Source organism: Paenibacillus sp. VTT E-133280 (assembly GCF_002264385.1).
Taxonomy (GTDB): Bacteria; Bacillota; Bacilli; order Paenibacillales; family Paenibacillaceae; genus Paenibacillus_AQ; species Paenibacillus_AQ nitricinens.
The window spans coordinates 136615-161127 of record NZ_NFUX01000004.1 but is presented as its reverse complement, the minus strand read 5'-3'; the positions used below and the strand labels follow the sequence as shown (position 1 = coordinate 161127).

Here is a 24513-nt window from a genome sequence, read left to right as displayed (position 1 = left end):
GTCATACTTACAACAAATTTCTAATCGTACAATTACATCACCCGTTTGAACAATTTCTCTAAATCATAGGATGAAAAAGAAATCACAATCGGACGCCCATGTGGACAAGTATACGGCTGTCTGCATACTGCCAGACGAGACAACAACGCCTCGACTTCCTGTTCTGTTAGTTTCTGGTTGGCTTTGATGGAAGCTTTACACGAGCATAGAATAGACGATTTCTCTCGTAGCTTTGCTAGGTCAATCAATCGTTCACTCAAGACCCACTCCGCCATTTCTTCTACGATCGCTTTCTCCTCGCCTTCAGGAAACCAATACGGCAAAGATCGAATCAGAAAAGTCTGACCTCCAAAATGTTCTAGGTACACTCCAGCCTGCTGAAACCAATGTAGACGTTCACTAAGCTGACGACTTTCCGAAGGCGTGAACTCAAGCGTAATTGGCAAAAGCAGATCCTGAGAAGCGTCTTCAGGACGACCGAACTTCTCGTAAAAAAACTCGTAATTTATGCGTTCGTGAGCCGCATGTTGATCAATGAGATACAGCCCGCCGTCATTCTGAGCGATAATATAAGTCCCATGATGCTGTCCGATATAATTTAGTTCCGGGAAGGCAGGAAGCCCAGCTTCTTCCTCGCCTGGCGGTGCCCATATCGCTTGCGCAGAAAGAATCTGCTTGGGCGAGCTTAAATTCTCTTGCGGGCGATAGCTATTAGCATAATTGTTGCTTACATTATTTTGACGTCCTTGCGAAGAGAAAGACTGGTATCCTGACCCATAGGATGGAGCCGTTTCACGGGTCATCGGAGTATCAATCTGCCCCTCTTTTCTGAACTCACTGGCGCTCTGCTCAACATTTGATGGTTGTTGTCTACTAAAGGAACTACCAGATCCCTGAGGAACTGAATCCTTGCCTACCTCAGACGGTGGGGGTGCCGGAACTGACCCTTTAGAAAAAGCAAACTGCTCCTGTATAAATGAACTGCTGCCCTTTGGCCCAATGCTTTCTTTACCTGGACGCGGGATCAAACTTTGCCCTAACAACACTTTACGAATTTCTTGTTCAACAAACGTGTATAGCTCGTTCTCCTTACTAAACCGAACCTCCAGCTTAGCTGGATGAACATTGACATCCACAAGTGAAGGATGCATGTCCAGTTCGAGCACCAGCAGTGGATAGCGGTTAATCGGAAGCAAAGTATGATAAGCACGCATGATCGCTGCGTTCAGACCATTGCTGCGAATATATCGTCCTCCCACAATGGTAGTGACAGCGTTTCGATTTGAGCGTGTCCATTCCGGACGACTTATATAACCAGAAATACGATAATCCAAGTCCTCTGCCGTAATCGGCAGCATAGCCTTGGCTGCGGAGGTTCCGTACACCGCTGCGATCACTTGCAGCAGATCACCATTACCAAGCGTGTGCAGCAGCTGATTGCCATTATGATGCAAGGTAAAAGAGATTCCCGGATGGGCAAGCGCCATTCGATACATGGCATCCGATATATGACCAAGCTCTGTCTGGATACTCTTCATATATTTCAGCCGTGCCGGTGTGTTAAAAAATAATTCACGCACCGCTAGATCGCTCCCGCGGCCCGAAGGGGAATCCTCATTCCGAATTAAATTACCACCCTCAATATCAATCAGGCGTCCTTTGCCGTCATCGCCAGTAGCCGTTAGAAGAGAGACTTTGGATACCGCAGCAATACTGGGGAGTGCCTCACCACGGAACCCTAAGCTAGTGATCTGGAATAGATCACGCCCATTAGCGATTTTACTTGTGGCATGACGATAAAAGGCGGTCTCACAATCCTCAGGCTCGATCCCCGAGCCGTTATCTTTTACTCGGATGCTCTGTAAACCGCCCTCCTCCACCGAAACCTCAATCCTTGTGCTTCCTGCGTCAATAGCATTCTCAACTAGCTCCTTCACAACAGAAGCTGGTCGCTCTACAACTTCACCTGCAGCAATCTGGTTGGCAATATGCTCGTCCAATATATGAATTTTGGCCAATTTCATTCACCTCTTATTTAGGCAATCAATAATTAAAGATCCTTTGCTTTCATCTTCAGGTCGTTCAGCAGACTCATAGCTTGAAGCGGAGTCATATTCATAAGGTCTGCGTTACGCACAGAAGTGATGAATTCTTTTATCGCAGGATCCTCTTGTACTTCAGTTACTACAGCCGACTGATTCGCACTACCTTTCCGATTCTTACGCGGTTCTTCCTCGCCAAAGATAGACAGTTGAACTACTTCATCTGCTATTGATGAATAGGAGTCCGCAGGAATGCCCGAAGTTTCTGCGATGACATTTTCGGGTTGTTGGATAGATGTAGTTGCGATCTCTTTTGCAGCGGCCTGACTTTCTAGTCCACCCCCATAATGAATAGAGGAACCACCTGGATGAGCCGCCTGCTCGATACTCTGAAGCAGACCGTAAGCACGATCAATGATCCCTTCAGGAAGCCCTGCTAGGCGTGCACAATAAATTCCATAGCTACTGTCTGCCGCTCCCGGAACAAGCTTACGCAGGAAGTTTACTTTATCCCCGCTCTCCTGTACGGCCATAGAGTAATTCTTAAGCCCCTTAAGACTTTCTTCCAAGTGGGCCAATTCATGAAAGTGCGTCGAAACTAAAGCTTTACAAGAAATGGTATCATGCACATACTCAATTACCGCTTGTGCGATCGCCATGCCCTCACTGGTCGAGGTTCCTCTTCCAAGCTCATCAATAATAATCAAACTCCTGGCTGTTGCTTTTTCTGTCATGACCTGAATGTCGGCCATTTCTACCATAAACGTACTCTGACCTCCGATCAAATCATCAGCTGCCCCAATACGTGTAAAGATTCGATCAATAAGCGGAACTTCCGCACTGGCGGCCGGAACAAAACAGCCAATTTGAGCCATAATACAAATAAGTGCAACCTGCCGCATATAAGTACTTTTCCCAGCCATATTAGGACCGGTGATCAAAAGAATATTTCCTTCTTCCTTACTTAGCGTGCTTCCGTTTGCTATAAATGCCGAATCCTTTAACACAGCCTCCACGACAGGATGACGACCACCTTCAAGCCGGAGACCGTACCCATCCGATAGGACAGGTTTTACGAAGCGATGCTCGGCACTGACGGCTGCCAGACATTGATACACATCAATCTCAGCTACCTTTTCCGCAAGATTCTGCAGTCGCGGAATTTGGCCGCTGATTCGATCACGCAGTTCAGTAAACAGGCTGTACTCCAAATCTGTCATTTTATCTTGCGCTTCAAGAATCAGTGCCTCTTTCTCTTTAAGCTCAGGTGTAACAAATCGTTCTGCATTTGCAAGCGTCTGTTTACGTTCATAACGCCCTTCCGGCAACGAAGCCAGATTGGATTTGGTGATCTCTATGAAATAACCGAAGATTTTGTTATAGCCGATCTTCAGTGATTTGATACCTGTGGCTTGCCGTTCTTTCGCTTCCAGTTCGGCGATCCAACGTTTACCATTACTGCTAGCTTCCCGCAGCTCGTCCAACCGGGCATGATAACCAGAACGGATAATCCCTCCGTCTCGCACGGACACCGGCGCATCTTCAACAATTGCTCGATCTATATCCTCCCGTATCTCGGCACATTCATCCATGCTAGCACCGATCTCGCGTAAGGTTGCAGATCCCGAAGTCATACATAATTCCTTCAAAGCAGGGATTTGTGCCAGCGATAGCTTTAAGGCATTCATGTCACGACCATTCGCGCTACCAAAGGCAATACGACCTACCAGCCGCTCTAAGTCATAAATTTCCTTCAACGCTAAACGCAGGTCCTCTCGAACAATAAACTGATTGTACAAATAATCAACTGCTTCTAGGCGGCGTTCGATCGGAGCGCGCTGCAACAACGGTTTATCTATTCTGCGACGTAACAATCGCGCACCCATGGATGTTTCAGTACGGTCTAGCAGCCACAGAAGAGATCCTTTTTTAGAACGTTCTCGGACCGTCTCTGTCAGCTCCAGATTCCGGCGTGTGAAGGGATCAAGAATCATATAATTACCTGGTTCATAAGGAGAAATTTGACTAAGTTGTCCCATTGAACGCCGTTGCGTCTCGTTTAGATAGGAGATTAGCAGCGCTAGACATTGTCCACGTTCTTTCTCCAGACGAACCCATGCGGCTTCACCGAATTGTCTACGTGCCAGCTCCTCCTCACGTTTCTCCCAAGGTGTGTACACAACAGGTTTCGCCAACAGAGGCGTTTCACTACGTAAAAGCTCTAATAACGTCGGGTCCCCGATGATCTCAGCCGGTTCATAAATGCCAATCTCATCGCGCAGCCACTCTGCACCAGATAAAACTGAAGTAACATACAATTCACCTGTAGTTAAATCACATGCAGCTAATGCCATCATCCCATCACTTTCGGTTACACAAACAAGATAATTGTTGCTTTTGTCGGCAATGATTTTTCCATCCATAACCGTTCCAGGTGTCACGACACGTACGATATCCCGCTTCACCATTCCCTTTGTGACAGAAGCATCCTCTAACTGTTCACAAATAGCGACTTTATATCCTTTTTCAATCAGGCGTTGAATATAACCCTCGGCGGCGTGATAAGGTACTCCACACATCGGGATCTTCTCTGCGCCCCCGCCTTCGCGACCTGTCAACGTAATTTCAAGCTCCTTGGAAGCCAAAATGGCATCTTCAAAGAACATTTCATAGAAATCGCCCAGTCTAAAAAATAGGAAGGCATCCTTTGCCCCTTCCTTCACTTTTAAATATTGCTCAATCATCGGCGTATATTGTGCCATGGTCAACCTCCAAGCCTATTTATTGCTGTCCTCCATTATAACAGAAAGTAGGCCAAGCAAAAACGCCTTCGGCGTCCCTTTAAGGACGTTAAGCGTTTGTGCGAGAAATATAAGGATTATGTATAGGGTGAAACTTATACTATCTTAAATTTGTACAAAGTCACCCTGCAACCGCATAAAAGTTCATTTTTCTCGATCCTCAGACAAAAAAACACAAAATCCGACACTATTACTGAAGCTCAAAGGGTAGTACCTTTTGTTTATCTTTCAAGCATCCATTATTCATTAGACAGAGGTGTATTCTTCTGCATTTTAATATTGTAGAATCTTAACACAGAGCGTTAAATCATAAGAAAATCAAAGGAGAATATCAAATGATACGAAGACTTACGGAGGATGACCGGGAACTTCTAATGGCGTTGCTACAAAAAGAGCCTGCTCTTAATTTGTTCATCCTTGGAGATGTAGAGAATTTCGGGTTTGAACAGGATTTCATGGCATTGTGGGGAGAGATAGATCCATCTGATGGCCTTATAAAAGCCGTTCTATTACGTTTCTATAGAAGCTATCTTCCTTATGCAGATGGGCCGTTTGATGTGGAAGGATTCGCAACAATCATGCGACAAGATAACGATATCCATATGATTTCCGGTGTAACCGAAGTGGTAAAAGCCTTTGACGGAGTAATTAACTTTAAACAAGAAAAGCAATTGTACTTTGCTGAATTAAAGGAAATGAACTCCAAAATTAAACGGTACTCTTCTTCCGTTGAAGACATTAATAGAGCAACCATTCAGGATGTGGAGGCGATTTGTTCGCTTACAGATACAATCGAAGAGTTTGAAAGCAGTCGGGATGGATCGAGGACAAGCCTACGTAAAACATTGTCTACTGGCACTGGCCGCACATATTACATGAAACGTGAAGATCAAGTGATTACAACGGCCTCAACATCAGCGGAAAATTCCATGTCAGCTATGATCGTAGGGGTTGCCACTCATCAAGCATTCAGAGAGCAAGGATTAGCTACAAGCGTAGTTGCACAGCTATGCACAGACTTACTCTCTGAAGGGAAAACTTTATGCCTCTTTTATGACAACCCTCATGCCGGGGTCATATACAAACGACTTGGATTCCAAGATATCGGTTCTTGGAGCATCGTGTACATGTAGGCATGCATAAACGCCCTCGGCGTTCTTATTAGGACGGTAAACGTTATGCGAGAAATATTAGATATAAGGGAGATGTGAAAAACTTATACTTTCTAATATTTTGAAATATAAGCTCAAGCTTTAACTTTGCTGCACCACAGCTCACGGATATCGCGAGATTCATCCCAAGTTCGTTCAGCGGCGATATACTGAAATAAAGGCTCTATGTATTGGGCGGCCTTCTCGTAGCCGCCTAGAGAGCGTAGCTGCACCAGCAGAGGGGGTACTGCGTCGCGCAGCGGGGATTTATCGCCGCCGTAGTAGGCGATATGCAGTTCTTCCCGGTCGAGCGGGCGCAGCGTCAGGTCTTCATAATGGCTCACGATTAGGTGAGCCAGATAGACCGCGCCTTTAGCGATGACCGGGGATACCAGGAAGCTCGGCAAGGTCCGGTACTCAAAGCCGCCATGCGGCTGAATCCGGAAATCGCCGAGCACGCCGTAACGAGGACGACGCGCTCCCGCGCGGACATCCTCAAGCAAAAGCATCGGCAGCGCGAGATAGTTGTCGAGCGCGCGCAAGAGCGGCGCCGTCAGCGTCACGCCGCTGAAGTGCAAATGGCCGCCGAGGGCCCAGCCCGTCAGCGGCATGCCTCCCGCCCGCCAGCGCAGCGAGCGGTCGGCGATAAGCCGGTCCGCCGTAGCCGCGGCGGACATCAGCTGCGCCAGCAGCGCGCGCGGTTCCCCGCGCGGCTGGGGGCGCAGCTCGGCGACCGGGAACGCGCCGCGTGTTCCCGGAGGTCCGGCGTCGCAGCCTGCGACGCCGTCCGTGGGCAGGTACCGCGACGCAGGCACGACGCGGCCTGTGGACTCCCGGAGGATGATAAACTCCGGGTCCATGCCCATGAGCATGCCGCTGCGGCCTGGCTGCTCCAGAGCAAGGCTACGTTCCAGAGCTAATGCTGCGGAACGGTAAGGCTCTGGCAATGATTTGCCGGAACCTTGTAGTAGTGGAGTGACTCCCTCCACGACATACCTCCGGTTCCCCATTGCCCTCAGCACGACCTCACCGCTATCCAGCCCCAAGCTGTACAAAGTCCGGACCGCAATACGCTGAAGTAATTTCATTACTCCTCGCCACTCTCCTGGTACAGCCCCGGCTAGCACATCGGAGGCTGCGCGCATACCCGGACCTGCTCCTAGTGGAGTGATCTGCAGAACACTCAAATTATACACGAGTATGTTATAACACTGTTTATGGGCCTTATGGGAAGACAGAGAATCATATGTAACTTCTAAGCGATTTCTTTCACCAGTGATCTGTTTTCTCCGCAGAGATACTTCTGAGCCCTTCATTTGCAATAGTTCCTGCTTACTAGACGAAGTAAGAGCCGCTTCAATCCCACTCCGTAATAATCTGGACACTCTCTGTGCTGTTGATAATCCCGAATACACCTTAAAGCCCTCATTCATCCTTCTGACCCTCCATCCATCGCAGCCTAAGATTGAAAGCCCTGCATTTGCACTTCTTGCCCATTCATACGAATCAAGTTGTTCATAATCCGCTCTGATTCCATTTTTAATTCTAAAAATAAATAAAAAAAAGGAGGGCATTCGCCCTCTACGCCGCCGCCCTCCCTACATATAATGGACCATAACCCATCAGTACTCAGTTAGCGGCGGCGTATCCTTCCTTACAGCTCATCATCCAGATTGTCAGGGTCTAGATCATCGTAATCGAAGCTATCACCTTCAAAATCATAATCCTTGTCTTCCGGATCATCGCTTTGCTCAGTGACATACACACGGACTTTGGTCTCAGCCACCAACTCCACCTCGAATTCGCGCTCTACGCGAAGCGTCACACTGCCTCCGCCTGGCGATACGCCCGCTTCTACACAGTTGGGTTCCTGCGTTGCCTCCGCAGAGACCTCAACGGTAGAAGTGCGGTGTCTCGTGTCCAGGTACGAAAGCGGAATGAGCTCCACATAGGAGACCGTTTCCTTAGCTACCTCGGTCTGCTTGTTCTTGTCGTACGAGTACCAGATGTTTACATCGTAAGTACCAATTACTTCGATTCCGTTCCCGGCGGCAACCGCTTCGTACTGGTGGTTGATAATCCAAGCCCCCAGAATACTAGTCGGGTGATGTGGCGGAGTCACGGTATGGGTTGCTGTAGAGAACTTACGACCTTTGCCGCAAATTGCCTTCGTAATGATCTCCCTTGTTTGACGTTTATGGCTTAATGACATCTTTAAACCTCCTCCATACAATCATTCACTATCAAGTGTATGCAGGTTCTAGGCATTTGTTGATTGTTAGTCTATAAATAAATTTGAGTAAGCCCTCCAGAGCGTCTTATCAGGAGACTTATAGTTCATTTTATTTCAAAATTTGTACAGATATGAGTAGATTATAAAAATGGTCCAGCCTAATACATATCCGTTCTGAACGTTAAAAAACCTTTATAAAGCCCGTTATTGCGGGATTACGCGCACAATACCAATAGATCTATGTTTGCTCAGGTCAATAAAATCGTCATCAATATTCACGAGGGGACGCAGTGGATCAGTAGCAAGAATCATAATGATTTTTCCTGTCCGTCCATCTGTCAATTCCACTTCATTCCCTATCATTGACTGCATTAACTTATTAATAAAGACTCTACAAATATAAGGGTCAAGCTTGCCAAATACGCTTTCCTCCATCTGCAACAACACTTCATAAAGAGGTGAAGCTTTACGATAGAACCGGTCGGATGTCATCGCATGGAACACATCTGCTACTGCAACAATTTTACTGAAATCAGTGATCCGATTCCCAAGTACGCCGAAGGGATAACCACTGCCGTCCATTCTTTCATGATGCTGCAGCGCGACGAGCGCTTGCAAATGATTGGTTCCAATAGTGTCCCGGATCATTTCGTAACCATAGGTCGTATGCTTTTTCATTAGCTGATACTCTTCAGCGGTCAACGGGCCCGGCCTGGTTAATAATTCATCCGGAATCCTCATTTTCCCGATATCGTGAAGGGTCGCTGCGATCGTTAGCATACTTAAATCCTCAGGCTTTAATTTTAGCCATTTACCTAGCAATGTAGATAAAATACCAACCGCTACATTATGTCTGTATGTATAATCATCCTTGGACTGCAAGGCAGCCAATACGCCGTAGAAGTCATTCTTTTCGCTTACCTGCTGGATAAACGGAATGACTTCATTTCGAACTTCAAGCATAGGAATCCGTTTGTTTTTGTTCTGACGAAGCTGTTCAAAAATATTCTCTATTGCAGCTGTGCAATCATCGATTGCAAGTTGGAAAAATTCCGCGCTATCCAGCTGTACGACGTCATGAGACTCTAGCGTGATCTTATGTTGATGGATTAATCGTATATGCTCAGCACTTAATAAAGTCAATGCGGGTAAAACAAATACTCCTTTGTCATTAAAAAGATTAGCTATAAGCTGTTTTCCTATAAATGATTCCATAACTTTATCCATACGCCTCACCTGCCAATGCGGAAAATTCGCCTACCGAACTTCCTGCTATTATTTGAACTCACCATAAAATCGTTAATCATATCCTGTGATCAACTTTTAGCTCATACATATCTTATCGTGATTTTGACAGAGATAATTAATACTTCAGTTTATTAAAGCCTAAATTTAAGCCTTATTTCGAATCTTCAGACGTTTCTCCGGCTTGTAACTGACCGGGATTTTATGTCGCTTAGCGATCTTTAAATAAAGTGCCAGTTCCCTGCATAATTGAAGGATAGCTGAGCGCACTTCAAATTCCTCACGTGTCTCTGGCAGATCCATTTCTTCGAATTCTCGTGTCAACTCGTCCAGTAAATGCTCAGTTCGTCCAGTATATTCTTCCGCAAGCACATCCCCGCTAAGCTGGTCAAATAACTCAGCAACCATCTCCCCATGTGGTAAATGGCGATACACTTGAGAGAGCAGCTGCACCATACTTTGAATTGATTCCAGTTGCTCCTTCCGCATGTAGAAATAAACATTCCATGCTTCATCAGGATGAATAACATGATTCTCCATTTCACGGGTAGCGGCCGTTAGTCCCCGCTGTACTGCATTATCTGCGTCAATTAATTCTTTGCCGTCCCAAATATACGCAGGATCTCGAAGCGTTCGGGCCATCTGGGTAAAAATAACCGAAAAATAGCGATCCACTTCTTTACGAATTCCATAAATGACTCCACTAGTCTGAGGCATGTAAATCAAGTTTACCAGCCCTGCTGAACCGAGCCCAATAGCCAGAAGCTCTATTTGCTGCAGCAGGACATGAAGCGATAGTTCAGCTTGTCCAAACACGCGAAACACGATAACCGAGCTGGTGACAATCCCTTCTTTGTAGCCAGATTTCACAATCATCGGGAAGCCTACGAGTACATACAGCCCGAGCACCCAGTAATGGAACCCTAGAAGCCAGAATAGGATGCAGCCAAAAAAGAGTCCCACGAGCGAGGCTAAAAAACGAGCCGTTATCGTTCGGAAACTCCTTTTCAAAGTAACTTCTACACCCAAAATTGCCAGCAAGCCTGCACTCTGCGCATTAGGTATACCTACTGCAGATGCAACTAGTACGGATAATAACGTAGCTGCTGCTGTTTTAATCACACGAAATCCCATAGCCTTATCTCTCCTTACAAGCACTAACCCAATAAATAGGTAAAGATATAGACATGTTACAAGATTTTGTGTACAGACACAATATTACATAAGGTTCATCGCCGGGATAACAATCGCTTCTCAAGATATACCACTAATTGATACATTGCCGTAGCCACGGCCGCAATAATCAAAAGACTAGACATTACGAGCGTAAAATTAAACACCTGAAAACCATAAATAATCAGATATCCGAGACCCGATTTAGCGACCAGAAACTCCCCTACAATAACCCCTACCCATGACATCCCTACATTCACCTTTAGGGTGGATACCACCGTTGGGAATGAAGCTGGGAGAATCACTTTAAAGAACACCTGAACTCTGGAAGCTCCGAAAGAGCGAACCACCTTGACCAGATTCGGGTCCACGCTACAAAAACTGTTGTATACAACAAGCGTCGTAATAATTACCGTTATAGATAAAGTAGTAACAACGATAGCAGTGAATCCGGCTCCGAACATGACGATAAAAATCGGCCCCAGCGCCACCTTCGGCATACTGTTAAATACGACCATATACGGATCAAGCACTGCGGATAAAAAAGGAGACCACCAAATAATTACAGCGAGCAGTGTCCCTAGCAGCGTTCCCAGTACAAAGCCTACCGCAGTCTCACCTACCGTCATCCCCAGATGCGGCCACAGGCTTCCACTAACCATATCTCCCCAAATCTGTCGGAAGATTTTGGTGGGATAGCTGAATAATAGCTCATCAATCCATCCCATCCTTGCCCCTGCTTCCCAGAGAACAAAAAACAGAAGCAACAGGCTGCTTCTTACGACCATCACCTGATTACGCCAGCGGTGCTTCTTTTTTTTATAATTTCCGTGCATTTGCTGCAGCCACTGTTCACGGGAAGCTAATAATCCCGATTGCTCCGTATGCCTCATTAGCTTTCCCTCCCTGCAATCTCCATCTCTTTCCATATTTCATGAAAAAGCTCCGAAAAGCCTGGCAGATCTCGCGCAAACAGCGGAGGTGCTGACCGAATTTGCTCTGGCACTGAAAATACTTTACGGATCTTCCCTGGATTTCGTTGTAGAAGAATAACACTGCTACTTACTGCAATAGCCTCTGATAGATCATGCGTGACTAAGATTGCAGTCGTTCCCCTGCTGCGTAAGGTCTCAGAGACCAAATCCTCCAGCTGTAATTTGATCTGGTAATCAAGCGCCGAGAACGGCTCGTCTAATAGAAGCAGTCCAGGATTCGTAGCCAAGGTACGTACCAGAGCGACTCTCTGGCGCATCCCACCTGATAACTGAGAAGGATAGGCGTTCTCTTTTCCCTCTAAACCCATCTCTTGAAGAAGCTCCAAAGTCCGCTTTCTGCTCTCCTCGTTCAAGCTTCCAGTCAGCTCCAGACCTAGCACGGCATTGTCCAGAATACTCCGCCAAGGAAAAAGATAATCCTGCTGCAGCATATACCCAACCTCTGGTGAGGGACCCGTAATGGGCTGGCCATTTACGAATACATCGCCTTGAGAGGGCTGCAGCAGTCCTGCAATAATTGATAGAAGAGTCGTCTTGCCGCAACCACTTGGTCCCACTAAGCTAACGAACTCTCCTTGCTCGACATTAAGGTTTAGGTCCTCAACGGCCAGTGAAGCTTCTCGGTCGCCAAGATAGGCATGCGTTACTCCCTTTAATTGCACTACTGGAAGCATTGTCAGCCCCTCCTTCAATTTTACACATCTTATTTAGGATCTTCGGTTCTCTCTTATTTTGAAGTGCTGCTCTTTATGCTCTTCTCTGCTTTCTCAGCAAAGCTATTATTCACTATTTTGTCAGCGGGAACGCGTTCTTTAAGCTCACCAGCATTATCAATGACATCGAGCAGATTGTTCCATTCTTCTTGATCAATAATCGGATTAACCGCATAGGTATCCTGTTCCTTATAACGTTTGACTGCAGAAATCACGATATCTTTGTCTGTCTTATCAAAATAAGTCATTATCGCATCCGCAATTTCTTCAGGGCTATGTTCCTTCACCCAAAGCTGTGCACGCTGGATCGCATTTGTGAACTTCTGCACCGTGTCTCCATTTTTACTAATATAGCTGTTCTTAGACATAAACACGGTGTACGGTAAATAGCCGCTCTCCACACCAAACGAAGCCACTACTGACCCTCGGCCCTCACGTTCAAAGATTGAAGCCTGCGGTTCAAACAGCTGCACATAATCGCCTGTACCTGAAGCATAAGCACCGGCAATATTGGCAAAGTCAATATTTTGGATCAAGGTTATATCTTTTGTTGGATCTATTCCTTTTTTAGATAAAGTAAACGCACCTGCCATTTGTGGCATTCCGCCTTTTCTTTGCCCCAGGAAGGTAGAACCCTTCACTTTATCCCAGTTAAACGCTCCGTCTGCCTTGCGGGCAAACAGGAACGTTCCATCCCTCTGAGTCAGCTGTGCAAAATTAATGACCGGATCATCTGAACCCTGTTGATACACATAAATGGAGGTTTCTGAACCTACCAATGCAACATCGATGGCACCTGAGAGGAGTGCAGTCATGGTTTTATCTCCACCAGGGATCGTCTGTAGCTCTACGTCAAGCCCTTCATCTTTAAAGAAATTTTGTGATAAGGCAACATATTCGGGTGCATAAAAGACAGAACGGGTGACCTCACCAATCTTCACCTTTACCAACTCTGACTTTCCGCCGCAACCGGCAAGCACTGAAAAGCATAAAGTAATGATCATGAGCGACAATGACAGCTTTTTCCTAATCTTCATTCTTCATTCTCCTTTCTTACCGGGTCCTTCGCCCTTGCTTAAAGCATATGCAGATGCCTACTAAAAGGTTAAAACCTTCAATAACATAGGGAAATCCGAGAATAACCATGATACTAGCGACTTTTATTGAAATAATGGATAAATATCGATTCATTTGCTGTTTTTGTATCTGTGCAAACGTTTTACCTAAGGGGATGCATTCGAGTACTATAGGAAATAAAGCGCTTTCCATTTCTTGTATTAGAAAATTTGCAATAGAAGGAGTTTTTACATTTGTATAAAGATGCTACGTTCAAAACCAAAAAAATTACAATATGCTCTCTGGTGTGCATCAGCCTAACCACATTACTGCTGTCTGGTTGCACTGGTAATTCAATCAACAAAACACCTGTTGCCACGCCCTCCCCTAGAGCAGGCTCCATTCAGAGCACCGCTGCACCCCAAGCTGGAAAAGTTATAAATAAGACGGACGAACAACCTTCCACCGTTTATTATGAATTATTTGTTCGTTCCTTCTATGATTCAGACGGCGATGGCATTGGAGATCTCAAAGGGATCACCCAGAAGCTGGATTACTTAAATGATGGGAATCCTGAAACCACGACTGATTTGGGGATTGGCGGGATTTGGCTCATGCCCATCAACCCATCACCAAGCTATCATGGATATGATGTAACTGATTATCGTGCGATTAATCCTGAATATGGGACGATTGAGGATATGCAGGAGCTTATTACAGAGGCGCATAAACGAGGAATTAAAATAATTATGGACTTGGTTGTGAATCATACCTCCAAAGAACACCCATGGTTCGTAGACTCGGCTAAAAACAGTGACAGCAAATATCGTGATTGGTACGTCTGGGCCGAGGATCAAGGTCGTCCCGCAAATGGAGCCAGCGCTGCTGGCGGTGGCAATGCATGGCATTCTATCCTTGGCAGTCATTATCTGGGCGGATTTTGGGAAGGCATGCCTGATCTGAATTTCGATAATGCAGAAGTTCGTACTGAAATGAAGGACATCGGAAAGTTTTGGCTGGAGCAAGGAGTGGATGGCTTCCGACTAGATGCTGCGAAGCATATCTACGAAGATCTCTTGAGTGACAAAACTGAGGCTACTACTGCTAAAAATGTATCCTGGTGGCAGGAGTTCCGCAAGGCTATGAATGAAGTAAACCCAGAGGCATACATTGTTGGCGAGGTCTGGGAGAATTCTGCTGTCACTGTCGGAGCTTATTTAGATCAAGCATTTGACTCAAGCTTTAACTTTGGCTTAGCAGAAACACTAGTGAACTCTGTAAAAACTGAAAAAGATAGCGGGACGGCCTTTACGCTGGAACGAACCTATAAATTGTATTCCAAAATATCCGTTAACCAATTTACCGATGCTACTTTCTTGACAAATCATGATCAAAACAGAGTTATGAGTCAATTAGACAATAACCCGAATCATGCAAAAATGGCAGCAGCCCTACTGTTAACTTTGCCTGGGAATCCTTTTATCTATTATGGTGAAGAAATTGGAATGCTCGGTGTGAAGCCAGATGAAGGACTTCGAGAGCCTATGAGATGGAGTGCAGCCGATCAAGGAGAGGGGCAGACTACATGGGAGGCCGGACGTAATAATGCGGGTGCGATAAACGTTGATGTTGAGAGCCAGCTGAATGACAGTGGTTCAATGCTAGAAAGATATCGTGAGCTTATTGCACTAAGAAATGAGATTCCTGCGCTCCGGGATGGCGGAATCCGTGACTATGCTTCTGGCAATCCCGGGGTTATGGCTTACGAACGACTAACAACACAGGATCAGGTGCTCGTCGTTCATAACCTTACTGGAGAAGAACAAACCGTTGTACTGCAACCCAATGTCGAGGGTTTCTCTTACTCCAAGATCTTAAAGACGATTGCTGTCAAATCGATCTTGAATTCAGATCAACTTACCCTCCCTCCTTATTCAACCGCTATTGTGGAGTGAGAAATGAGGAAGAATGTAACACCCACTTTGTTACTGACCCACATAATTGAGCTTTTGAAATCGGGAGGGCTATAAGCCAGTCTTTGGATGGATCACTGCTCATTCGTAACAACCAGCCACTGGAATGATCGCCCAAGAAGCGTGCTTTCTGGAACCTCCATCCACTGTCACTGGATGTGCAAAGTCGTAATTCTCCCTCCGACATGAAGCACTTCATCACCCGTGCCAGCTGGATGGAATGTACATCATCCCCTGTCTCAGCTGCTAAACAATCTGAGAGCATTTGCAGCGTGGATGAACATGAGCTTTTTTTCAGCTCCTCAAACTTTATTTTTGACATTAGTAATGCCGGAATCCCATGATTGTAAAGCTCTTTCATGTTCTCACATTCGAACAGCTGAAGACAAAAGCTCTCCATTTCACTTTCATCCTTTAATTCATAGGGAAGGGTTTCCGGGTTACTATTGCAGATTACTAGTATCCTGTCTTTATGTATTTGCAGACACAGATCCTTCATTTCCTCCTTCTCTTTATATTTCAATCTACAGATCCGTTCTGCGGTTAAACCTGTATGTAACTGATCCAGAACTGCTTGCCCCTTTGCTTCATCTGGAAATAAAAAATGCGTTAAATCGGCCAATCCATTGTCATTCACATCATTGTATCCTTCCTGTATTTCATATATATGTATATTAATCTAACAATCTTTATGTTATCATAAGCTAATTTTAAGGTAAAATTAAGAAACAAAGGGTATTATCATTAACATGAAATACTTTTAGCGAGGTGTCTTCAAAATGAGAATGCTCATCACATTTCAGAACAAACTTGTACCTGTGTATTTCACAACAGAAAATAAACAGCCCACTCAAAAAGTACTTAGATTACTTAACAGTACGTTGGAGCTCAAAATTCAAAAGGGCAAGAATGCCATCCAGAAATGCCTGAATTCATTAATTAGTATCGAAATTAAAGGCTCTGAGGCTATATTGCACAGTTATAGTGAGAATGATTCATTGGCGCTATCCCTCTATTAATAGAGGGGTAGTTTTTTTGTGAAGTTTCTTTTATCCTTTGGCAGACAAAACAGCAAGTCTCAGAAAGAGACTTGCTGTTTTTAAGTTTGCTGCTTTAGTAATGAATGATTACATGAGTTTGGAGCAATTTCAGCTAATTTTATAGTTCTTATTCTCTGCTTTTTCAGCTTTCTGTATCCGAAGTTTAAAGAGTCTCACTAAATTTTGGCGTGTATGCTCTTCGTGACAGCTATCCAATTTCTTAATGATAAACCGATCAATGGACATGTCCATCGCTCCTTTTAATTCATTCAGATCCTTATGGATATAGGGAATATTTTCCTGTTACCTTGTAAGTTTATTAACCGGGATTTGTATTTTTCAAACTCTGTTTCCTTTATAAAATACTCATTTCCCCAAAAAAACAATTACAAAAAAATAATTTACAAACAAAAGAATACATGCTATATTATTTATAGTTAATATTAAATACACACATTCAAGGGAGCAATCATAATGTCTAAAGTTTTATTTATCAAAGCAAACAACCGTCCAGCAGAACAATCCGTAAGCGTTAAGCTTTACAATGAATTCTTGGAGAACTACAAACTCAACAATCCAGAAGATGAAATCACTGAACTTGATCTGTTTGCAGAGCAACTTCCTTACTACGACAATACCCTGATCACTGGTATGTACAAAGCTGCTCAAGGCTACGAACTAACAGCTGAAGAAGCAGCAGGTGCTGCTGTAGTTAATAAATATTTGGAACAGTTTATCGCTGCTGATAAAGTAGTATTCGGTTTCCCACTGTGGAACATGACTGTACCAGCTGTATTGCATACTTATGTCGATTACCTTTGCCAAGCTGGCAAAACCTTCTCTTACACTGCTGAAGGTCCAGTTGGTCTTTTGACAGGTAAAAAAGCAATCGTTCTGAACGCTAGAGGTGGTATTTATTCCGAAGGTCCTGCAGCAAGTGCTGAAATGGCTGTTAACTTCATCGTTGGTAACCTTAACCTCTGGGGTATTAAAGATATTACTCAAGTCATCATCGAAGGTCATAACCAACTTCCTGCACAATCCGCTGAAATCATTGAGAACGGATTACAATTGGCTAAGGAAACTGCTGCATCGTTCTAATACAAGCCTATAAAAGAATTTAATAAAAAGGGTGACCCTGAGTGGTCACCCTTTTTTTTGATTATCTAGCCTATTTAAATACTACCCTTGGCCCCGTCGCTGTCTATAAAGTTCTTCTAATACTCATCAAGTTCTTTACGCCAGCCGTACCCTCTAGTCCTTGTCGAATGAACTTTAGAAGAAGCTGCGGTTTTTCTCTTGAGCTTCACCTCTTTCGTGCTTTGGTACATCAGCTCCCGCTGTGTCTTCCGGTAGTTCAGCAGTCTCTTCTCTTCCAACTCACCGTTTTGAACCGCTTCAAGTACCGCACAGCCCTCCTCACGTTCATGTCTACAGTTACTAAACCGACATCCAGCACCTAAGCTGCTAATATCACTAAACGCCAGATCTAATCCACCTTCATCTTCCCATAGCTGCAGCTCACGCATCCCTGGTGTGTCCACTATGATTCCTCCGTCCGGCATAATAAACAGTTCACGGTGGGTAGTAGTATGGCGTCCACGGCTATCGCCTTCTCTTACATCCTGTGTAAGCTGAAGGTTCTTTCCACATAACCAGTTGACCATCGTTGATTTGCCGCAGCCAGATGAACCCGTTAAAGCTACTGTCTGTCCATTCCCAATGTAAGGCAGCAGTTTCTCACGGCCATTATCTTGCAATGCACTAACCGCATGAACTGGCACACCTGGAGCGGCGCTTTCCATTTCGGCAATTTTACTCTCTGCATCTAGGCAAAGATCCGCTTTGGTCAGTAGAATGACTGGATTGGCTCCGCTGTTCCAAGCCATGATTAAGTATCTCTCCATCCGCCGAACATTAAAGTCATCATTCAAAGCACTGACCAGAAATAAAGTTTCTACATTCGAGGCAACAATCTGCTCCTCTTGTGTGTTACCAGCTACCTTGCGTGAGATGACACTATGCCGAGGCAATATCCCATGTAAAATCGCATGCTCGCCGCCATCCTGCATGGAAAGAGCCACCCAGTCGCCGATCGCTGGAAAATCACCTGAAGCGACAAACGTATGTCTCAGCTTGCCTGATAGCTCACCCCATGTCTCTCCCAAATCAGTCATTACCCTATACTTACTACCAAAATCGCCTACAATTCTTCCGGGAACAAGGCGTTTATCCTCCGTCTCCTTCCACTTTTCACCCCATTTTGAACTCCAATTTTCATTCCAACCATATTGCTGTATGTTAGTCATTCGAATCCTCCTAAAGATCTGTTTAAGTTTTTATTTTTATTTACTAAGTACTTCCAGCATTCTCCGAGAACATAAAAAGCCGCCAGGATTTAAGACTCCGGCGGCGGTCACACTTCATGAACTCTTCTAGGACGAAAAGGACAAAAAGTGCACACATAATCAGAAAAATGTCTCATCCTAAAGACAAGGATAAGTTCATTTTCCCGTGCGATATATAGAGAAATAGACAATTAACTACAATTCCTATCGATTCTATATACGCAAAAAATCCGCCGGACCCAATACGGTTCCCGCGGCTCTAATAAGCGTAATAGAGCTTACCTGCTAAACTGCACGAATAACTTATTCGGCAGCCGCTGTTCCCGGAAGACACGTATCCACAACAGTTGAGTTCATTACATTTAAAACTGTCATAAAACATCGTCTCCTTCCGAAATAAGATGCTGTTATCATAAACGGCTCTGCCGTATAATGTCAACTATAAATTTTGATAAATTACAAAATGGACTTAAGCTCGTTCAACTCGCAGATTATCTTCCAAGGTTGTATGTCCAACTGATCGTCCCAGGCATGTTTTCTTTGCAGCCAAATGCCTTGTAGCCCTGCTTTGCCTGCACCCCAAATATCATTTACAGGGTGATCTCCAATAAACAAAGTCTGATCTGCAGTAACTCCCAATCTGTCTAATGCAAGTTGATAAATCTTAGGATCGGGCTTAGCCATTCCTGCTTCTCCAGAAATAACAATAGCCTTGAAGTAGTCTCGCAGGGCAAGGGTATCAATTTTGGTGTTCTGGATATCTACTTTGCCGTTGGTAACCAGACCAAGTATATAACCTCGCTCCTTGCAGTACTTCAGAACGTCCACCGCATCCTTCATTGTAACACCATGATTGATATAACTTGCATCATAATACGCACGAATATGTTCAGCCGTAACTGGCGTTTCCCAAGGCAGTACCTCGCTTAGCTCTACGAAGAATCCGTCCTTATCACGGTATCCATCAGCATCTCTGTGAATCATATCCTCGATTACCCTCTGCGCTTCTTCAGCTTCCAAATGTCCTAGGAAGTCCTGAACAAACTGTATACTAAAACTGCGAAAGGTATGATCACGATCCATTAACGTATTATCCAAATCAAATAATATAGCTTGTATCTCTTTCATCAAGCGATTCCCCTTATATGCTGTTGATTTCAGAATTGAATATTCAGAAATCTATTGTACTATGTCTCTAAAGACAATGAAAAGACCATTCTGTAAAAAGGAAAAGCTGTCTCCCCTTCTACCGAACAGTCTATATATGCTTTAAATTAAATTGTTTCATTGCTCAAAATGCTCCGCTCGATGTGTCAGCATCATTTCCTCTTCTGTAATATACAGTGGAAAAGGAGGGGTTTCTTTGAGATAACTTTCTGTCGCTAACAATCGATAATGGACCTCAGGTAACCAGGCATCTTCAACAAGTGGCAGCTGACCTGTATCACTGATATAATTATCGACAGCCGACTGGACCATATCAAGGTAATACGGAACAAGCTTATCTTCTTCCTCGAAAACTTCATATGTCTCGCGTGACATGTAGAAATTCTGTTCTGGAATGCCTCCTAAATATCGTGTTAGTCTGCTCAAATCTATTCTTTTGTCATCAAGGATTAAAGCTGTTCTATTAATGAGCGCAGGCATATCCTCTTCAAACTGTCTGATCGCCTGCTTGACTTGATTTAGGGTAACGGTGAAATGTTCCGATTGGGGTTGTTTTTTTGTGCGTTTGAAAAACATAAGACAAGTCTCCTTTCGAAAAACTATCTTTGTTAACGCTTACAATTATATTATATTCGAATTCCTCCCTCTTAATCAAGATAAACCTAATAGACACACTTTGTTAATAACTTCATGAACATTATTTGACATCTTCCCAACGAGTCCATACTTCTTGAGGATTAAGCTCATATTTGTCATTCTCTCGATACATAAACTGATGCATTATAAATTCACGCCGAATAGTAGCAAAATCTTCATGAAACTGCTTAATGAACTCGTTAATTTCCTTCTCAGAATAAACCACCCCCGGCTCTAGCTTCTCAACCATGTACTGAAGTGCGATCAGTTTCTTCTTATATTGTGCCGGAATTTGCCGAAGCCGCCCATCCTTCGAAAAAAAATTACGCAGTACAGACTCCTTTAGACTACTTCCAGGTGATTTCTCCTCCATATTCCTCGCTCCTTTTGAAAAAATAAACTGAAGTGAAGACTCAGCACCACTGCTAATGAACTCTGGATTCAACTTGAAATAAACCGTATTTTTATCACGTCGTTCCTTAATTAATGCCGCTTCACGTAACTTCGCAGCATGATGAGTTACTGTTGGTTGCGATAAATTCAATTTCTCAGCCAGCGCTTGTCCGTGCATTTCTCCTTGTGACAGAAGCAACAATAAACGAAGACGCGTTGGGTCAGCCAAAGCTTTATGATAGTTCACTATTTTTTCTAACTGCATTGGAATCACACTCCTTCACCTTCATAAGCTAGATGATAATTAGATATATATCTAATTATATAACAATCAACATTATGCTTGCAATGGTTATTGTGTTTAATCTTATGGTTATGGCAAAATGAATGAATTTAGGGTAGGATTTAAAGAAAAGATAGTAACAATCAGGAGGTAACCCACTGTATGAAAGATGTAATTATTATCGGTGCAGGTCCATGCGGCCTCTCGGCAGCTATCGAATGCCAGCGCCAAGGACTGTCCAGTCTCATTATTGAAAAAAGCTTTATCGTTCACTCCATTTATTTGTATCCAACAAATATGCAATTCTTTAGTACTGCTGAGTTATTAGAAATCGGAGACGTTCCTTTCACCTCGACCAATGATAAACCTTACCGCCACGAAGCTCTTGTCTATTACCGCCGGGCTGCGGAGCAGTATGGTCTAGATATTGCTGCTTATGAAGAAGCGTTATCCATTGAGCCACTGGAAGATGGAACCTATGCTGTACATACGTCCAATATGCGTGGTGAGCATCACACACGTATCACTGCAAATGTCGTTATCGCTACAGGTTATTTTGATCAACCGAATATGATCGGTATTCCAGGGGAAGAACTCCCTAAAGTTACCCACTATTTCGGTGAAGCCCATCCATATACAGGGATGAAAGTTACTGTCATTGGTGGCAGTAATTCTGCAGTAGATGCAGCACTGGAGCTTATGCGTGTTGGAGCTACAGTCGATATGGTCTATCGTGGTGAGAGCATTTCCTCGAATATTAAGCCTTGGGTTCGGCCAATCTTTGAAGGGATGGTACAAAAGGGCAAGATCACTCTACATCTGGAATCACGTGTTACTGAAATTACGGCTAGTTCGGTTATAGTTACAAGTCATAATGGAGACAAAAAATCCATAGATAATGATTTCGTCCTTGCTTTGACTGGCTTCCGGCCCAGCCGAGTGCTTCTCACTTCTGCCGGCGTTGTTATGGATGACGATATGGATAAGCCAGCTTTTAATCCTTCAACTATGGAAAGTAATGTTCCAGGTCTTTATGTTGCAGGAGTAATCGCTTCAGGCCGTAATGCGAATGAAGTATTTATCGAGACAGGTCGTGGGCATGGTAAACTTATCGCGGATCACATTCTTGCGAAGCGCAGTTCTCACAATAAGGAGTTGAACGATTAAGATGGACATGACCTCTTTGCTTTTGCTTGGTCTTGCTGCGCTCGGTATTATAAGCAGTAATTCCCCTGTAACAATAGCAATGGTCGTCCTACTACTGCTAAGAGTTCTTGGCCTGCAGCAGACCTTCCCTTGGCTTGAGAAATATGGTTTAACCATCGGGATAATCATTCTTACGATCGGGGTCATGACGCCTTTGGCCAGCGGTAAAATATCGCTGCAGATGGTCGGTCAGTCCTTCCTCCACTGGAAGTCTCTTCTGGCAATTGCGATCGGCATTCTCGTCGCTTATCTTGGCGGGCGTGGAGCCATCCTTATGACCAACCAGCCCACAGTTGTTGCGGGTCTCCTGATCGGAACAGTGATTGGCGTTGCATTGTTCAAGGGTGTCCCTGTAGGGCCGCTTATCGCAGCCGGTATATTGTCGCTCTTGATTGGCAAAATGTAACCGGTGGGTAACCATTCAATACAAAAATAGAGCAGCAATTCTCCACTAACGAGAGAATCGCTGCTCTATTGTGTATTTACTCAGCCTGCGAAATGGACTGTGGAATTTCATGTGACGATCGTTTTTCTACAAACAACAGATCACCAACCTCATGCTCTGTTTGAATTTTTTTCAGTTGAGCCAAAGCTTCTGCTTCTGTATTGAAATACCCAGCTTCCACCAGGAATAATCCCTTCTGATCCTTTAATACGCGCACGTTCTCTAACCCGAATAACATCTCTTCAGCCATTCCTTGGCTCTCGCCAGCTGGCTCTGAGAGTGTTCTAAGGGAATATATAGAAGTTTCTTCCCCCACATTACCCTTCTTATCCTTCAATGTAATTGCAACCTGTGCCGGTTCCTTATATTCCTTCACCTCATAAGCAACTGGCTCTTTGAAGGTTACATTGAAACGTATCATCGAGTCATCCAATGTAATTAAAGGATAAGCATCTTGAACATACTCGCTTTCTTTTAATGTCTCGAGATCTTTAACAGCTGAGAAGTTCCTTGCCCCGCTCACGGTTACGGTCATTGTATAAGGATTGTCAGTGAATTTTACGTTATAAGAGCTTGCTAGGTCTTGCGTATTGTCCGAATTTGCAAAGTTTAAAATCATTTGATCACTGTTCTTCTGATGTTTCAAAGAAATGAAATTGACATCTACTCCATCCTGAATCGTACCTCCGCCTGCACTTCCATCCGTAAATTTCAATACACTTACAAGCTTACCGAGCACTGGGACATCATTCATACTATCCGCGAAGGCTGGCACCGTATTTACCCCTACTGTAAAAGAAATAATAACTGCTGCTGCAACTGATCCTGTCCACTTTAATCCATTCATTTTCGTTCCTCTTTTCTGTTGTTTATGAAGTTTTCCTCTTTCAATTCCTTTACGAGAAGCTTGTGAGAGTTCTTCGGGGATTTCAATATCGTTGTATGCTTTCTGTAACCGTTCAAGTTGATTATCCAAAGTACTCACTTCCCTTCATATTTATTTTTAATTTCCCTAAACCCCGATAGATGACGGTTTTTACAGAGCTCTCTGGCATTTCCAATACCCCCGCAATTTCTTTAATAGGTAAGTCTTCGAAATATCTCATGACAATAATCATTCTTGATTTTTTATCAAGGACACTTAACGCCTCCTGTAGATCAATGACATCTTCTATCGGTTTTGAAACATAGCTGACTTCAGGATTTTTATCCATATACACGATTTTTTTAGATTTCCGGATAAAGTCCAAAGCACAATTGACGGCTATTTTTGTAAGCCAAGATTTAAAATATTGAGGTTGCTTCAGTTTATGAATAGAGATATACGCTTTGTAGACGGTCTCCTGTACAATCTCCAGCGCATCATCCTTATTCCTCACATAGGAGTATGCCATACGGTAAAGACGCTCCTGCATCCCATCTATTAATGCAGTAAAGCTGTCTTCATCACCCGCTATCGCCTTTTCCTCCAGCTCTGTTGTATTCAAGTTCTCACTACCTTTCATGTTGCTTATACTTTTTAGACGCACGTGATATTCAAAAAGACTCAAATGGGTTTAAAAAAATGGCCCTCTCTCTCGAGAAGACCACCTAAGTAATTTATTGTAAGGTTA

The 24513-nt window shown here is 44.1% G+C and carries 22 protein-coding genes; 6 read left to right on the top strand and 16 right to left on the bottom strand.

Annotated features, from left to right (window positions below; all coding sequences use genetic code 11):
• Nucleotides 1-32: 32 nt before the first annotated feature.
• Together mutL and mutS are read right to left on the bottom strand one after the other, a co-directional pair.
• Nucleotides 33-2018 (bottom strand): DNA mismatch repair endonuclease MutL, encoded by a 1986-nt coding sequence (gene mutL / locus CA600_RS03325; RefSeq protein ID WP_094868909.1) that lies wholly within the window; start codon nt 2016-2018, stop codon nt 33-35.
• Between the two features lie 32 nt (nt 2019-2050).
• On the bottom strand, nt 2051-4804 hold the full coding sequence (gene mutS, locus CA600_RS03320; protein WP_094868908.1) for a DNA mismatch repair protein MutS: 2754 nt from the start codon (nt 4802-4804) through the stop codon (nt 2051-2053).
• Between the two features lie 374 nt (nt 4805-5178).
• Between mutS and CA600_RS03315 the strand changes: the two genes are divergently transcribed.
• Entirely contained in the window at nt 5179-5976 is a 798-nt protein-coding gene (locus tag CA600_RS03315; protein ID WP_094868907.1) for a GNAT family N-acetyltransferase, read from the top strand.
• Between the two features lie 113 nt (nt 5977-6089).
• On the opposite strand, the gene CA600_RS03310 is transcribed toward CA600_RS03315, so the two are convergent.
• The 7 genes from CA600_RS03310 to CA600_RS03280 form a co-directional block, all read right to left on the bottom strand.
• On the bottom strand, nt 6090-7082 hold the full coding sequence (locus CA600_RS03310; RefSeq protein WP_179281509.1) for a putative amidoligase domain-containing protein: 993 nt from the start codon (nt 7080-7082) through the stop codon (nt 6090-6092).
• 566 nt (nt 7083-7648) lie between these two features.
• Nucleotides 7649-8206, bottom strand: coding sequence for an outer spore coat protein CotE (locus CA600_RS03305; protein ID WP_036687755.1), 558 nt, complete (start codon nt 8204-8206; stop codon nt 7649-7651).
• A 225-nt stretch (nt 8207-8431) separates the two neighbouring features.
• A complete protein-coding gene (locus tag CA600_RS03300; RefSeq protein ID WP_094868905.1) occupies nt 8432-9454 on the bottom strand; it encodes an HD-GYP domain-containing protein in 1023 nt (340 codons plus the stop codon).
• Nucleotides 9455-9619: 165 nt separating this feature from the next.
• Nucleotides 9620-10606 carry an aromatic acid exporter family protein gene (locus tag CA600_RS03295; RefSeq protein WP_094868904.1) on the bottom strand — a complete coding sequence of 329 codons (987 nt, stop codon included), beginning with the start codon at nt 10604-10606 and terminating at the stop codon, nt 9620-9622.
• Between the two features lie 95 nt (nt 10607-10701).
• A complete protein-coding gene (locus tag CA600_RS03290; RefSeq protein ID WP_094868903.1) occupies nt 10702-11538 on the bottom strand; it encodes an ABC transporter permease in 837 nt (278 codons plus the stop codon).
• Nucleotides 11538-12314: an ABC transporter ATP-binding protein gene (locus CA600_RS03285; protein ID WP_094868902.1), complete on the bottom strand. Its 777-nt coding sequence runs from the start codon at nt 12312-12314 to the stop codon at nt 11538-11540. The genes CA600_RS03290 and CA600_RS03285 overlap by 1 nt, the downstream gene beginning before the upstream one ends.
• A 53-nt stretch (nt 12315-12367) precedes the next feature.
• Entirely contained in the window at nt 12368-13390 is a 1023-nt protein-coding gene (locus tag CA600_RS03280) for an ABC transporter substrate-binding protein (RefSeq protein ID WP_094868901.1), read from the bottom strand.
• A 273-nt stretch (nt 13391-13663) separates the two neighbouring features.
• Here CA600_RS03280 and CA600_RS03275 point away from each other — a divergent pair, with 273 nt between their 5' ends.
• On the top strand, nt 13664-15364 hold the full coding sequence (locus CA600_RS03275; protein ID WP_256989702.1) for an alpha-amylase family glycosyl hydrolase: 1701 nt from the start codon (nt 13664-13666) through the stop codon (nt 15362-15364).
• Here CA600_RS03275 and CA600_RS03270 read toward each other — a convergent pair.
• Nucleotides 15351-16019 carry a hypothetical protein gene (locus tag CA600_RS03270; RefSeq protein WP_094868900.1) on the bottom strand — a complete coding sequence of 223 codons (669 nt, stop codon included), beginning with the start codon at nt 16017-16019 and terminating at the stop codon, nt 15351-15353. The genes CA600_RS03275 and CA600_RS03270 overlap by 14 nt on opposite strands.
• Before the next feature lie 142 nt (nt 16020-16161).
• On the opposite strand from CA600_RS03270, the gene CA600_RS03265 reads away from it, so the two are divergent.
• Together CA600_RS03265 and CA600_RS03260 are read left to right on the top strand one after the other, a co-directional pair.
• On the top strand, nt 16162-16401 hold the full coding sequence (locus CA600_RS03265; protein WP_042128392.1) for a hypothetical protein: 240 nt from the start codon (nt 16162-16164) through the stop codon (nt 16399-16401).
• Between the two features lie 495 nt (nt 16402-16896).
• Entirely contained in the window at nt 16897-17523 is a 627-nt protein-coding gene (locus CA600_RS03260) for an FMN-dependent NADH-azoreductase (protein ID WP_042128394.1), read from the top strand.
• A 116-nt stretch (nt 17524-17639) separates the two neighbouring features.
• Here CA600_RS03260 and rsgA read toward each other — a convergent pair whose 3' ends face one another.
• The 4 genes from rsgA to CA600_RS03240 form a co-directional block, all read right to left on the bottom strand.
• On the bottom strand, nt 17640-18731 hold the full coding sequence (gene rsgA / locus CA600_RS03255; RefSeq protein ID WP_094868899.1) for a ribosome small subunit-dependent GTPase A: 1092 nt from the start codon (nt 18729-18731) through the stop codon (nt 17640-17642).
• Nucleotides 18732-19226: 495 nt separating this feature from the next.
• Nucleotides 19227-19898: an HAD family hydrolase gene (locus CA600_RS03250; RefSeq protein WP_094868898.1), complete on the bottom strand. Its 672-nt coding sequence runs from the start codon at nt 19896-19898 to the stop codon at nt 19227-19229.
• A gap of 156 nt (nt 19899-20054) precedes the next feature.
• Complete coding sequence (locus CA600_RS03245; RefSeq protein WP_094868897.1) at nt 20055-20513, bottom strand: DUF3939 domain-containing protein; 459 nt, start codon at nt 20511-20513, stop codon at nt 20055-20057.
• Between the two features lie 121 nt (nt 20514-20634).
• A complete protein-coding gene (locus CA600_RS03240) occupies nt 20635-21231 on the bottom strand; it encodes a DUF2087 domain-containing protein (protein ID WP_094868896.1) in 597 nt (198 codons plus the stop codon).
• 180 nt (nt 21232-21411) lie between these two features.
• Here CA600_RS03240 and CA600_RS03235 point away from each other — a divergent pair, with 180 nt between their 5' ends.
• Together CA600_RS03235 and CA600_RS03230 are read left to right on the top strand one after the other, a co-directional pair.
• Entirely contained in the window at nt 21412-22416 is a 1005-nt protein-coding gene (locus CA600_RS03235) for a YpdA family putative bacillithiol disulfide reductase (RefSeq protein ID WP_094868895.1), read from the top strand.
• Nucleotide 22417: 1 nt separating this feature from the next.
• Nucleotides 22418-22861, top strand: a complete 444-nt coding sequence (locus CA600_RS03230; protein ID WP_042188929.1) for a DUF441 domain-containing protein — start codon at nt 22418-22420, stop codon at nt 22859-22861.
• Between the two features lie 76 nt (nt 22862-22937).
• Here the strand turns inward: CA600_RS03230 and CA600_RS03225 are convergent, their stop codons facing one another.
• Together CA600_RS03225 and CA600_RS03220 are read right to left on the bottom strand one after the other, a co-directional pair.
• On the bottom strand, nt 22938-23876 hold the full coding sequence (locus tag CA600_RS03225) for a hypothetical protein (protein WP_094868894.1): 939 nt from the start codon (nt 23874-23876) through the stop codon (nt 22938-22940).
• A complete protein-coding gene (locus CA600_RS03220; protein ID WP_094868926.1) occupies nt 23869-24387 on the bottom strand; it encodes a sigma-70 family RNA polymerase sigma factor in 519 nt (172 codons plus the stop codon). Before CA600_RS03220 ends, CA600_RS03225 begins: the two co-directional genes overlap by 8 nt.
• Nucleotides 24388-24513: the final 126 nt, after the last annotated feature.